General features: G+C 57.7%; 10 protein-coding genes and 2 tRNA genes. 3 read left to right on the top strand and 9 right to left on the bottom strand.

Annotation, left to right across the window (positions count from 1 at the left end; translation table 11 throughout):
- Nucleotides 1–99: 99 nt before the first annotated feature.
- Both tsf and rpsB read right to left on the bottom strand, forming a co-directional pair.
- Entirely contained in the window at nt 100–936 is an 837-nt protein-coding gene (tsf, locus tag ACIOU9_RS07125) for a translation elongation factor Ts (protein ID WP_105657303.1), read from the bottom strand.
- A gap of 145 nt (nt 937–1,081) precedes the next feature.
- Nucleotides 1,082–1,933 carry a 30S ribosomal protein S2 gene (gene rpsB, locus ACIOU9_RS07130; protein WP_105657239.1) on the bottom strand — a complete coding sequence of 284 codons (852 nt, stop codon included), beginning with the start codon at nt 1,931–1,933 and terminating at the stop codon, nt 1,082–1,084.
- A 396-nt stretch (nt 1,934–2,329) separates the two neighbouring features.
- On the opposite strand from rpsB, the gene ACIOU9_RS07135 reads away from it, so the two are divergent.
- Nucleotides 2,330–2,863, top strand: coding sequence for a M23 family metallopeptidase (locus ACIOU9_RS07135; RefSeq protein ID WP_105657238.1), 534 nt, complete (start codon nt 2,330–2,332; stop codon nt 2,861–2,863).
- A 256-nt stretch (nt 2,864–3,119) separates the two neighbouring features.
- Here ACIOU9_RS07135 and ACIOU9_RS07140 read toward each other — a convergent pair.
- From ACIOU9_RS07140 to ACIOU9_RS07170, 7 genes are all read right to left on the bottom strand, one after another.
- Nucleotides 3,120–3,196 (bottom strand) — tRNA-Ile (locus ACIOU9_RS07140).
- Between the two features lie 99 nt (nt 3,197–3,295).
- Nucleotides 3,296–4,483 (bottom strand): glycosyltransferase, encoded by a 1,188-nt coding sequence (locus tag ACIOU9_RS07145; protein ID WP_105657237.1) that lies wholly within the window; start codon nt 4,481–4,483, stop codon nt 3,296–3,298.
- Between the two features lie 51 nt (nt 4,484–4,534).
- A complete protein-coding gene (locus ACIOU9_RS07150) occupies nt 4,535–5,446 on the bottom strand; it encodes a DMT family transporter (RefSeq protein WP_105657236.1) in 912 nt (303 codons plus the stop codon).
- Nucleotides 5,447–5,532: 86 nt separating this feature from the next.
- Nucleotides 5,533–6,378: a phage holin family protein gene (locus tag ACIOU9_RS07155; RefSeq protein WP_166650650.1), complete on the bottom strand. Its 846-nt coding sequence runs from the start codon at nt 6,376–6,378 to the stop codon at nt 5,533–5,535.
- A 273-nt stretch (nt 6,379–6,651) separates the two neighbouring features.
- Nucleotides 6,652–6,727, bottom strand: a tRNA-Asn gene (locus ACIOU9_RS07160).
- Nucleotides 6,728–6,866: 139 nt separating this feature from the next.
- On the bottom strand, nt 6,867–7,940 hold the full coding sequence (locus tag ACIOU9_RS07165) for a glycosyltransferase family 1 protein (RefSeq protein ID WP_105657234.1): 1,074 nt from the start codon (nt 7,938–7,940) through the stop codon (nt 6,867–6,869).
- Nucleotides 7,941–7,982: 42 nt separating this feature from the next.
- Nucleotides 7,983–9,236, bottom strand: coding sequence for an MFS transporter (locus ACIOU9_RS07170; RefSeq protein ID WP_133833003.1), 1,254 nt, complete (start codon nt 9,234–9,236; stop codon nt 7,983–7,985).
- Nucleotides 9,237–9,589: 353 nt separating this feature from the next.
- On the opposite strand from ACIOU9_RS07170, the gene ACIOU9_RS07175 reads away from it, so the two are divergent.
- Entirely contained in the window at nt 9,590–11,083 is a 1,494-nt protein-coding gene (locus ACIOU9_RS07175) for an aspartate aminotransferase family protein (RefSeq protein WP_105657302.1), read from the top strand.
- The gene (locus ACIOU9_RS07180) at nt 11,080–12,426 is read left to right on the top strand and encodes a lysine N(6)-hydroxylase/L-ornithine N(5)-oxygenase family protein (RefSeq protein ID WP_105657232.1); all 1,347 of its coding nucleotides are present in this window, start codon (nt 11,080–11,082) and stop codon (nt 12,424–12,426) included. Before ACIOU9_RS07175 ends, ACIOU9_RS07180 begins: the two co-directional genes overlap by 4 nt.
- Nucleotides 12,427–12,429 lie beyond the last annotated feature (3 nt).

The following is a 12,429-nucleotide window of genomic DNA, read 5'->3' on the forward strand; positions in this document are numbered from 1 at the left end:
TTTTCTCTCGGTGCTCACCTCCCTTTGATCTTGTGCACTCAGGTTGCCCTGAACGCGGTTCGCTTAATGCGTACGGCTAATGCTTAGAGCTGTAAAAGCTTAGGCACCAACGCGGAAGCGTGCGAAGGCAACTGGCTTGGTGCCAGCTTCTTCGAAGACCTTGCCTACGGACTTCTTTGCGTCCTTGGCGAAAGCCTGGTCAACCAAGACGATTTCCTTGAAGAAACCGGTCAGGCGGCCTTCAACGATCTTGGTGAGTGCAGCTTCTGGCTTGCCCTCCGCGCGAGCGGTTTCGTCTGCGATGCGGCGCTCGTCGGCAACCTTGTCAGCTGGAACCTCCTCGCGGGACAGGAAGGTAGGAGCCATTGCAGCGGTGTGGACAGCAACGTCGTGTGCGACGGTTGCGGCAGCTTCGCTGTCAGCGTCAACAGCCATCAGAACGCCAACCTGAGCTGGCAGGTCCTTGCTGGTCTTGTGCAGGTACGAAGCAACCTTGGCACCCTCGATGCGTGCAACACGGCGTACAACAACCTTCTCGCCGAGGATTGCGCCCTCTTCGATAACGATGTCGCCAACGGTCTTGCCGTCCAGCTCGTAAGCCAGCAGTGCTTCTGCATCTGCAGCACCGGAAGCCACAGCGGCATCCAGGACCTTGTTGGCCAGTGCGATGAACTTCTCGTTCTTGGCAACGAAGTCGGTCTCGCAGTTGATCTCGATCATGACGCCGACGTTGCCTTCAACCTTGGCAGCAACCAGGCCTTCAGCGGTCGAACGGCCTTCGCGCTTGGTAGCGCCCTTCAGGCCCTTGACGCGGATGATCTCGATGGCCTTCTCGGCGTCGCCGTTAGCCTCGTCCAGTGCCTTCTTAACGTCCATCATGCCGGCGCCAGTGCGCTCGCGCAGTGCCTTGATATCAGCAGCGGTGTAGTTTGCCACGTGCAATCCCATTCAGCTAGGAGTTTCAAGTTTATTTTGCTTATGGGACGGGTCGGATTTCCGGCCCGTCCCACAAGACTTGGTGAAGTTCACCCCGAGCTACACGCTAGTGCGCCCAGGCAAACTTCTGGAGTCACCGAGGTGACTACTTGGCTTCTGGTGCCTCAGTTGCATCGTCTGCAGCTGGTGCTTCAGTTGCAGCTTCTGCAGCTGGAGTTTCGGCCTTGGCCTTCTCGCCCTCAAGCAGCTCGCGCTCCCACTCAGCCATTGGCTCAGCAGCACCCTCAGTCTTGCCGGCAGCCTTGTTGTTCTTGGCGATAAGGCCTTCGGCCACAGCGTCAGCAACAACGCGGGTCAGCAGGTTGACGGAGCGGATTGCGTCGTCGTTGCCTGGGATTGGGTAGGTAACTTCGTCCGGATCGCAGTTGGTGTCCAGGATGGCCACAACTGGGATGCCCAGCTTCTGTGCTTCGTCGATAGCCAAGTGTTCCTTCTTGGTGTCAACGATCCAGATAGCGGAAGGGGTGCGGGTCAGGTTACGGATACCACCGAGGTTGTTCTGCAGCTTGGTCAGCTCGCGCTTCAGCAGCAGCAGTTCCTTCTTGGTGTGACCGGAGCCAGCAACGTCCTCGAAGTTGATCTCTTCCAGTTCCTTCATGCGCTGAACGCGCTTGGAGACGGTCTGGAAGTTGGTCAGCATACCGCCGAGCCAACGCTGGTTCACGTATGGCTGGCCAACGCGGTTAGCCTGCTCGGCGATCGATTCCTGAGCCTGCTTCTTGGTACCGACGAACAGTACGGTGCCGCCGTGGGCAACGGTCTGCTTGACGAACTCGTAAGCGCGGTCGATGAACGACAGCGACTGCTGCAGGTCGATGATGTAGATGCCGTTGCGCTCGGTGAAAATGAAGCGCTTCATCTTTGGGTTCCAGCGACGGGTCTGGTGGCCGAAGTGGACGCCGCTGTCAAGCAGCTCTCGCATGGTTACGACTGGCATGTCGCAACTCCTTTCAGCAGTGGCGGACCGGGCGCGCATGCGCCCGCGGTAACTGCTCTTGTTTGTTCGGGTTGATGCAGATAGCCATTGTGGATATCCGCCCTAGCATGAATACCGATAGATGCTTGGCATCTCGCCTTCGGTCCACCGATTCTCTCGGACCACTGGAACCTCAGGCCACAGCTCATGAAGCTGTGGATACTCATACGCGAAGTCAATCCCCTGCCCGACGCACCCAGTTTTGGACACACCTGTGACAGGACACTGCTGTTTCAAGTGTACTACAGAGAACTCAACGCTTTACACGGCGATATCGGTGATCTGCAGCCCATTCGCTTGCCCACAATTCGCTCTTCCAACTGCTTAAGATCCGGCTATTGGGTCCATCCTGAGAGGATGAAATCCAAGTATCTAGTCGCCGGGCTGCAGGTTTTGCTGCTGGCCTTCAGTGGTCCTCCGGCCTCGCCCCTGACTGCGGCGCCACAACCAGTCCAAGCACAAGCTGCACTCGCCGCCGGCAACGGCTGGCGTTGGCCGCTAGCTGGCGAACCGGAAATTCTGGAGCCCTTCGATAAGCCGGAGGAGAATTGGCTTCCCGGTCATCGCGGCGTGGATTTGGCTGCCAGCTCCGGAGACTCGGTCTTCGCGCCCCAGCGCGGCCAAGTCGCCTTCGCTTCAGTGATCGTGGATCGACCCGTGCTGGTCATCGACCACGGTTCCGGATTCAGGACCAGCATCGAACCGGTAGCCGCCGGAGTCTCGGTGGGCGATTGGGTCGAGGCTGGCGCGAAGGTGGGACAGGTAGCAACCGGGGCGCACTGCTCGGGCCGATGCATTCACTGGGGCGTGCGACTCGAAGGAGAATACATTGACCCGGTGTTGCTGATCCGCGACATGCGTCCATCAATACTCTTGCCGCTGCACGAATGACCGTGAAGGCTCCCAGGGGTGCACCATGAAGAGCCACGGTTACTGTCGCGGGTCTTGCAGACCGGATCCTCTGCGTGTTCTTGCCCCTGGCGAGAGCTCCATGCCGCGCAGCCGCGTGGCCTGTTCCTTGGACTGCCATGAGAGTTGCAAGTTGGCACCGCGCAATGGGCCGGGAACTGGCTTCTTCCAGTTTCCAGACCCCGGAACGAAAAATCGTCCAGCAGCTTTTTTGCATAAGCTGCTGGACGATCTTGTTTGGTAGGGAGTATGGGACTTGAACCCATGACCAAGGGATTATGAGTCCCCTGCTCTAACCAACTGAGCTAACTCCCCACATGGGCCCATCGCCGAAGCGGCGTAACCACACTCGAAATATTCTAGGGCATCACTAGCCGAAACACCGACTTGACGCACCCGATGACGATGAACCTATTAATGGGTGGAAACTTCGTGGCCGCGGTAAAGGGCTTCGAAGGAGTTCATTGTCTTTTCCTGCGCGTGGTTCTTCACCTTTTCGTGCCCGGCTTCACCCATCTTGGCACGGCGCTGCCCATCCAAGGCAAGAACCTGGTCTAGCTTGTTGGCCAGATCCTGCCGGTCTCCCGGCGTGAACATGTAACCATTGATGCCTTCGTCTACCAGGTGCGGCAGGGCCATCGCGTTGGCCAGAACGACGGGTTTGGAAGCCGAGAGTGCTTCCAGGGTTACCAATGACTGCAGTTCGGCGGTGCCTGGTTGGCAGAACACATCGCAACGCAGGTAGGCCTGGCGCAGTTGTTCATCACTTACATGCCCAAGGAAACGGACACGGTCTCGCAGCTGCAATTCGTCGGCGATCTTCTCCAAGTGAGCGCGTTGCTCTCCCCCGCCAACAATTTCAATGATGGCATCCGGCACCTGGCTCATTAAAGGCAATGCCTCGATGAGTTCATTGATGTTCTTCTCAACGGCAAGACGGCCTGCGAACAAGATCGTGGGGAACTCGTTTTTAATGATTTCTTCCCCTGCCGCCAGCTCGTAGTTGCCGATCTCGATCCCGTTAGACAGCGGAAGCACCCGGTTCAGTTTGGCACGCTCACGCATTGCCTTGGCCGCCAGTGGAGTCGGGGTCGTGACGGCGTCTGCCCGCCCAAAGATCTTCCCCATGTCTCTCCACGAATTCTGCGCGACAATTCGCTTGAACCACTGCGGGAAAGGCAGGAAGGGGTCAAGGTTTTCCGGCATGAAGTGGTTCGTGGCGATGGAACGAACCTTGTTCTTGCGAGCCCATCCGATCGTGCGCTGGCCAATCATATAGTGGCTCTGGGCGTGGACTACATCGGGCTTGATATCCGAGAGCAGCTTGCTGATCTGCCGATTGACTTCCCACGGGAACACGATGCGGAAGTACTCGTGGGTAGGTACCGAATGCGATTCCAGACGATGCACAATTGCTTCATCACGGATCTCGGTGTAGGTCTTGCCCTTATCTCCACGGGCCGCCAGCACATGCACCCGGTGGCCGCGTGCATGCATCGCAGTAGCCAACCGGTAGCAAAACATCGCTGCACCGTTGACGTCTGGCGGATAAGTGTCAGCAGCAATGACGATGGTCAGCGGTTTTTCCTTGGCCACGAGCATCCTTCGGCGTTCACACGCGTTGTAGTTTCTATTAAAATCTGCAGCTTCAGTCTATTTGGAATCAGGCATGGATTTTTCTGCTTCAGACTGGTTCCGGCGTTCAATAACATCCGGGTGATGTCTGGACAGTGCGGTCACACCGACGATAGCCAAACCAGCAGCCACCAGCATCAGCACGGTGACCAGTACCGGAACATCAGGACGCAGCTCCCCTAGGATGCCGATTCCAATGGCAATGCCAATTATCGGGTCAATCACCGTCAACCCTGCGATGACAAGGTCAGGAGGTCCCTTTGAGTAGGCCTTTTGCACAAAATACGAGCCGAGAAGGCCAGCTACAACTACCGCTAGGCCAGCCAGCCAAGGCAGCTGGACAAAGCTGCCGTCGCCGATATTCATCACGGCGATTGCAATGGTTCGAACCAGTACGGCGACGAATCCGAATAGGACGCCAGCACCGAGGATGAAGAAGAACGCACCGAGCTTCTTGTGGAAGAAGATGGTGGCCAATCCCACGATGGCAACGACTACCGCCAAGATCATTTCAATCAAGTGCGCTTCGTAGTCGTTTACCTCCTGGTTGCTGCTAGTGGCAGTGACGGCCAGAAGCACGAAGCCAACCGAACCCACCATGCAGCTGATGATCGCCAATACGGTGGGACGATTCATCGTCAGGTCGGTTTCCTTGGCATTGACCATCGCAGTGATCACCAATGCAATGGCACCAATTGGCTGCACCACCGTCAAGGGCGCGCTGGCTAGCGCGAAAACATTCAAGGCCATGCCAAGAGCCATCAGCCCCAGTCCGCTCATCCAGCGTTTGTTGCGGGCCAGCTTCCCGACATTCTTAATTGTCAGGTCCAGACCGCCAACAGCACTGCGGACTGCCTGCGATTGGAAGTGCGCTCCAAAGGCAAGACAAAAGGCACTGCATAGTGCCGCTGCAATAGCGATCCAAACCATGTCAGTGCCTTTCTAGCCTAAGTTTTCATACGACGGGGCACGCGCACGCTTGGTACGGCTAATGCCTGGCCCCGTCGGCGAAAGACCTAGGAGCGCTTGAACAATGCGCGGACAACAGCCATCAGCGCCAGCCCGGAACCTGCCATCACGATATACGGTCGTGCCTGCTCTAAGCGGTTTGAGCCGGCTCTGTCAGCCTCCGATTGGTCTTCGGAAGACGAAGACGGGGAAGGGCGAACGAATCCCTTCGCCTTGGCAGCTGCTCCGGAGAACTTTTCCCCAGCTCCCTGGGTGAACGAACGAATCTTGTCGATCTTGGCCAGTGGCGCTTGCACGCTCTCGCCCAGGTTGTCACGCAGAGCCTGGATCTGGCGGCGGCGACGCTTGGTGCGAAGGATCAGCTCATCGGCACTCGGTGCCGGAGGCTTCGGTTCCTTCTTCTTTTCAGCCTTCTCGTCATCCTCAGCCGACTTCTTCTTCAGCGGCTCATCAAGAGTGCTGACATCGAAGGCGCTGCCGTCCTTGAGCACGCCCAAGTCGTGGCGGAGTCCGCGAATAGCTGCTTCCGGCTTCAGCGGCAGTGCCTTCTTGACCTTGGCATATCCAACCAATCCCAAGATGGCAGCAACCAGCAAGAAGAATCCTGCAACGATCAATGCGGCTGCCCAACCGGGCAACCAGAGAGCTAATACATTGACCAGGGTAACTACAACAGCAATGACGAAGAGCAGCACTACGAGCAGTGCAGCTCCGGCGAGCGCCGCCGCCATGCCAATGCTGATTCCCTTGCCTTTGAGTACCGTAGTCGCGAGTTTGATCTCGTCCGAGAGCTGTTGTGGAACAAGCTCCTTGAGACCATCAACCTGCGTCTTAGCACTCTTGACACTCGACTTAAGGCTTTCGTCAGCTTGCGTCGATTCAGCTTCAGACATGGTTTCTCCATATTCTCGATCGCTCAGCAACCGGTACATCAAACGCTAACACCCCGGTTGCCGCATACGACTCAGTCTTCAGGCGTAAAACCCACTGCATTTATCTCATGCTGTGGGTGTAACTGTTAACGATTCGAAAGTCTATCGTCTAATCACCTGTGGTTATAGGAGGTTCGGGTGTTGCTGGGTTTTCACTTCGAATTTGCGCATGGCAACGACCGCTTTTGGGTAAAACAAAACCTCCCAGCTACTTGCGGAGCTGGGAGGTTTCTTTGGCTCCTCCAACTGGACTTGAACCAGTAACCCTTCGATTAACAGTCGAATGCTCTGCCAATTGAGCTATGGAGGAATGCAACGAGTAATACTTTAGCACTGGCCAAGTGCCGTTTTCAAATCGGAAGTTCCCGTTGCGGAGCATGCGTTCCCTGCCCCGAAATTCCGCCATTTTCCGGGCGAGACCGGATGCTTATCCACCAAGCAGCAGCAAACTACTTTCTGTGATCTGCCGCATATCTGGCCAAATCCAGCAGCTGCTGCGCTGATTGTTCCCATGAGTAGTGCCCGGCTCGTTCCACGGCGCGTTGCGAATACTGTCTCCAGGTAGCCTGCTCATCCAAAGTGCGTACTTGGTCCGCGAAGCCTTGTGCATCATCTGCCGAAGCGTACAGCGCGGCGTCATCCGCGACTTCCCTGAAAATCGGCATATCGGTGGCAATCACCGGAGTTCCCATGCTCATCGCTTCGACCAGGGGAAGCCCGTAGCCTTCTTCTCGCGAAAGGGTTACCAAGGCAGTGCATTCGCTGAGCAGCCGCTCGTATTCCTCATCGCTGACACCGCGGTGGAATACCACTGTGGATTGCGAGGGGATGAGCTTGGATAATTCAGCATGACGTTGCTCGTTGATCCCGCTTAGCAGGTGCAGCTCATAGTCCGGCAGGTGCGCCATACCGCGGATGAGTGTCTCGACGTTCTTGTATTCCATGAAGGAACCCATATAGACCAAGGTCTTCTTTGGGCGCTTCGCTTGGTCTCGACGAGCAAAATTTCCGGTGGGGGCGTTGGACACCAGTCCAATGCGCTTCTTGGTCAGTCGATGCCTGCGCATGAGTTCGGCTGTGGTGTTGGAAACGGTAGCCACCGCGTCGGCCCGATTCAGGAGCATCCGCTGCGGCCAGTAGACCTGATGGAACAAGAACCATCCAGCGCGAATCGGAGCAGGCAGGAACTTCGGTGCATGCGGATGCGAGTAGTAGATCAAATCATGCAGGGTCAAGACCAAGGGATATTTCCGCCCCAACGATCCGATGGTCTGCATGGGCGAGAACACGACATCCGGCTTGAGCTTGTTGATCTGCAGGGCGACGAATGGCTCGAGCACGCTCGTGGGGCCGGAAATCTTCAGATACGGAACATCGGGGAGCATTGCCAGCTGCCTGGTGTCATTGACCAGCATCGTGACCTCGGCAAGCTTGCTGGCGGCCTCGATCAACCCGGCGGTATACCGGCTAATGCCATCATGGTGGGTGATGCGGGTGTATCGAGCGTCGATAACGAGTTTCACGTGCGCGGTTGCCTTTACTTCGTGGTGCGTATGCTTTCCAGCCTAACGGCTTGCGGGGCCGCGCATCACTAGGTAGCTAATAACTGAGAGGGTTGCGGCAACGACCCAGGCAAGCAGTCCAGCGGTAATCCCCCACGCGCTGGCCAATGCGCCGCCCGCCAATCCGCCAACGGGTACGACTCCAAAGGTGAATAACCGGCGTGCGCTTAGGACCCGGCCCAGCAGCTGCTCCGGAACGATCTGCACAATCCAGGACGAGGCAGCAATGTTGAAGAGCAGCACGACGATTCCCCATCCCAGCGCGAAAATTCCCAGCAGCGCCATGGACCACATTTCGGTTGCATAAGCCGCGGCCAATACGCAGCCCGCCAAAACTGCCTGCATCGAACCGGTGTAGATCAGCAAGGTTGCCGGAGCGAATTTTCCAGCCAGCGTTCCTGCGATAGCAGCTCCAATTAGCCCGCCAACGCCACCCACCGAGGCGAAAAGGCCGTACCCGAATTCGCCAAAGCCGAGCTCGTTGATAATGAAGATCGCTTCCACGGATGACCCGATGGCCAGCCCCAAGTTGGAGAACATCACTGCAACGGTAATTGCCAAGAGCAGGCGGTGCCGGGCCAGATACCTGAGGCCAGCCAGGATGCCGCCCTTTTCAGTCGACGGCCCGGGGCGGCGGCCAGGGCCTTGCGACAGGCGAGAGGAACGCACCTGCAGCGCCATCAGCATTGCCAGCAGGCCCAGAGCCGTCGAGATGCTCAGCAGCGCTGGCGCTCCCCACAGCGCGAAGCCGGTTCCCGCCAAGGCCGGGACAATCACGGTCATTGACTGGTCCGCAGCTCCCAGCGAGGCGATCAGCTTGCTAATGCTCGCCGCTCGGACTTCAGGCTCATCTCCGATGAGCTGCGGAACGGCAGTGGTTTGGGACGTTTCGGAAAAAACATTGCAGAAGCCGAGCAATGCGCACAACAGCATCCCCAGCGGGATCGTTAGCTCCTCGGCGAAGGACAGCGCCGCTAGGCACCCCAGCAGGAAAAGCTTGGACCCGAGACCGATGCGCAGGACCCGCAACGCGGAATACTTGTCGACCAAATGGCCCGCGGGGATGCTGGCGAGCACAAAGGAAAGGGAACCAAGCGCATTGAGCACTCCCATCTGCATGGCAGTTGCGCCAAGGGTACCTACGAACAGCAGATCAATCGTGATATCAAAAAGTGAGCGTCCTGCCGCGTCCGTTGCGTTCGACCCGAGGAGCAGACGCTGGGATCGCTGGACTTTTCCTGGGCTTGCCGTGGCCACTTGCCCTCCCTTGCTCTAACTGTTTGATCATACAGTTCTAGCTTGAAAGTGCAATCAAACGATTAGTGATAATTCCGGGACATTGGAAGTCGAGAAGTTCTCTCCATTTCAACCTCGCAGGGGTCCAACTTCAGCCTCGCTCAGATGCAGGTCAGCGGGTAACTTATCACAGCCGGGCGCCACCCGCAGGAAAATGTAGAAACTTTTCTTCTGGCGGAGAGAGTGAATTACTCGGCTTGCATTAACTAATTGAAGTGTGTTGTTAATAGATTCTTGTTAGGTGAGCCTGACCAACTATTGATTGTCTCTATCTGAGGAGCATGCTTTTGGGTGCCTCACTGCCTACCCTGCAAATGCCTGATCTACCACTGCCGATCTACGATGATTCGTTGCTCTGCGCAGACACCGCCCGTGTCTACGAAAACGAGTCGCGTGAAGCCATTTCACGCGTGGCCCACCGATTGGCATCGGTGAACGCGCCGACGACCGGACCGACTCCGCAGCAGTTGCAGGAACGCATCGACCTGGTCGACCTGCATAGTCCGTTGGGTTCAACCCAGGACTCGTTCACCGAGCTGAATGAGTTGTATTTCAACGACGCGGTCTACTTCCACGACCCGAAGTACGCGGCGCACTTGAACTGCCCCGTCGTGATCCCTGCGGTGGTCGCCGAGAACTTCGTCACTAGCATCAACACCTCGATGGACACTTTTGACCAGAGCGCTGGAGCAACACTGATCGAGCGCAAACTCATCGATTTCACCGCCGATCTGATCGGCTTCGGGACCGGGCAGGCAGACGGAATCTTTACCTCTGGCGGAACTCAATCCAACCTTCAGGCCATGCTGATCGCACGAAACACCGCAACCGCAAAGCTGCGGGGCACCTTGCCTGAACGGCTGGCTAATCTGCGGATCTATTGCTCGGAAGATGCGCACTTCTCGATTCGCAACGCCGCGATGCTCCTTGGCCTGGGCTACGACGCGGCCGTGGCGATCCCTACAGACGCCCAGCACCGCATGGATGCGCAGGCATTGCGCGTGCGCCTGGACGCAGACCTCGCCGCCGGTTTGGTGCCCATGGCCATCTCCGCCACCAGCGGGAATACCGACTTCGGGGCCATCGATCCGTTGCCCCAGCTAAGTGCTATCGCCACAGAAGTAGGCGCGTGGTTCCATGTGGATGCCGCATACGGTTGCGGCCTGCTCGTCTCCAACTCCCACCGCCACCGGTTGGACGGCATTGAATTGGCCGACTCGGTCACCGTGGATTACCACAAGTCCTTCTTCCAGCCCATCGGCTCCAGCGCCTTGGTGGTCCGCTCGGCAGCCTCCTTGGAATCCATCGCCCACTATGCCGAGTACCTGAACCCGCGTGCGGAGGCCGAGTCCACCCCCAACCAGGTCTCGAAGTCCCTGCAGACCACACGGCGCTTCGATGCGCTGAAGCTGTGGGTCACGTTGCGCTCTTTGGGGGCCAGCCGTTTGGGTGCCATGTTCGACCAGGTCATCGCCTTGGCAGAGGACGCTCAACAGGAAGTTGCCATGCGCGCCCAGCTTCGGATGGCAGCCGACGTGCAGCTGAGCACGCTGGTCTTCTCCTTTGAAGATCCACAGCACCCACTGGAACTGGACGAGCACAATGCCCTGGCCAACCAGATCCGCCAACGCCTCTATGCCAGCGGCGAAGCGATGATCGCCGCCACCACGGTCAAAGGCAAACGCCTGCTGAAACTGACGCTGCTCAATCCGAATACGACCCTGGCCGATATCAGCGAGATCCTCGACGCTATCTGCCGGATTGGTTCCGGACTGCTGGCCGAACGCACCCTTGGAGAGAAGAAATGATTGAACCTACCGAGCACTTTGACGTCATCGCTATTGGCGCTGGCCCTTTCAATCTGGGTTTTGCCGCCTTGGCCGATGGATTGGATGATCTGCACGTTGCAGTTCTGGAAGCCGGAGAGAAGTTCGTCTGGCACCCTGGCATGATGCTTCCCGGAACCCATCTCCAGGTTCCCTTCATGGCAGATCTGGTGACCATGGCGGACCCGACCAGCAAGCATTCGTTCTTGAACTATCTCAAGGAAAAACAGCGGCTTTACCCGTTCTATATCCGCGAAGACTTCTACGCCTTGCGCGAGGAGTATTCCAACTACCTGGCGTGGGCCGCAGAAAATATTCAAAGCGTACGATTCGGGCACCGGGTGCTCGAAGCCGAATACCACGACGGGGTCTACCTGTTGTCGGTGCTCACTGCCGCAGGACTGACCCGATTCACCGCAGACAAGTTGGTGCTGGGCACCGGATCCCAGCCTTATCTGCCGCCGGTTCTCACCACGGAAGCACAAGCCACCGGCAACGTGGTGCACTCAAGCGACTACGCCTTCCACCGCGAGAAACTCCTATCCTCCCGGACCGCAGGTTCCGGCCCGAAAGTAACTGCTGTGCTCGGCAGCGGCCAGAGCGCCGCAGAAATCTTCTTGGATCTTCTGCGCAGCTTGCCAGAAGAGGATCATCTGGTGTGGGCAACGCGTTCAGAACGCTACTTCCCGCTGGAATACACCAAGCTCACTTTGGAGATGACATCTCCGGAATACATCGACCACTTCCATGCCCTGCCCATGGATCAGCGGGATGTCCTGTCAGCAGAGCAAAAGGGGCTCTACAAGGGGATCAACGCGGACTTGATCAACGAAATCCACGAAGAGCTCTACCAGCGAAGCGTCAATGGCGCAGCGAATGTGCACCTGCGTACCGGCTGCGCGGCCACGAGCATCGGCGCTGACACGGATCACCTGGCCATCAGCTTGCGCCATGAACGCACCGGTGAAGACCTGGAATTCCTCGCCGACCACCTTGTCATGGCAACCGGCTACCGCGCAGGCACTCCGGACTTCTTGCAAGGCATCAGCCAACGCATCGATTACCTTCCCGATGGCCGCTTCAATGTAGATCGCGAATATTCCATCGGGTTGGACCAGGACATCTTCGTGCAGAACGCTGAACTGCACACCCACGGCTTCACCGCTCCGGATCTGGGCATGGGAGCCTACCGCAATTCAGTAATTATCAACCGCTTGGCTGGACGCGAGGTCTACCCGGTCGAGCGACGGATCGCTTTCCAGCGATTCGGCGCCGCCGAACTCAGCGGCTTGCCCACTTCCGCCAATGCCAGCGCACGAGCCTAAGGA

The organism is Glutamicibacter sp. NPDC087583 (assembly GCF_044743685.1).
Lineage (GTDB): Bacteria > Actinomycetota > Actinomycetes > Actinomycetales > Micrococcaceae > Glutamicibacter.

What these genes read in the sequence shown, in the direction of transcription:
- rpsB (WP_105657239.1), bottom strand. Translation starts at nt 1,933, where the DNA reads ATGCCAGTCGTAACCATGCGAGAGCTGCTTGACAGCGGCGTCCACTTC.
- ACIOU9_RS07135 (WP_105657238.1), top strand. Translation starts at nt 2,330, where the DNA reads ATGAAATCCAAGTATCTAGTCGCCGGGCTGCAGGTTTTGCTGCTGGCC.
- ACIOU9_RS07145 (WP_105657237.1), bottom strand. Translation starts at nt 4,483, where the DNA reads ATGCTCGTGGCCAAGGAAAAACCGCTGACCATCGTCATTGCTGCTGAC.
- ACIOU9_RS07150 (WP_105657236.1), bottom strand. Translation starts at nt 5,446, where the DNA reads ATGGTTTGGATCGCTATTGCAGCGGCACTATGCAGTGCCTTTTGTCTT.
- ACIOU9_RS07155 (WP_166650650.1), bottom strand. Translation starts at nt 6,378, where the DNA reads ATGTCTGAAGCTGAATCGACGCAAGCTGACGAAAGCCTTAAGTCGAGT.
- ACIOU9_RS07175 (WP_105657302.1), top strand. Translation starts at nt 9,590, where the DNA reads ATGCCTGATCTACCACTGCCGATCTACGATGATTCGTTGCTCTGCGCA.
- ACIOU9_RS07180 (WP_105657232.1), top strand. Translation starts at nt 11,080, where the DNA reads ATGATTGAACCTACCGAGCACTTTGACGTCATCGCTATTGGCGCTGGC.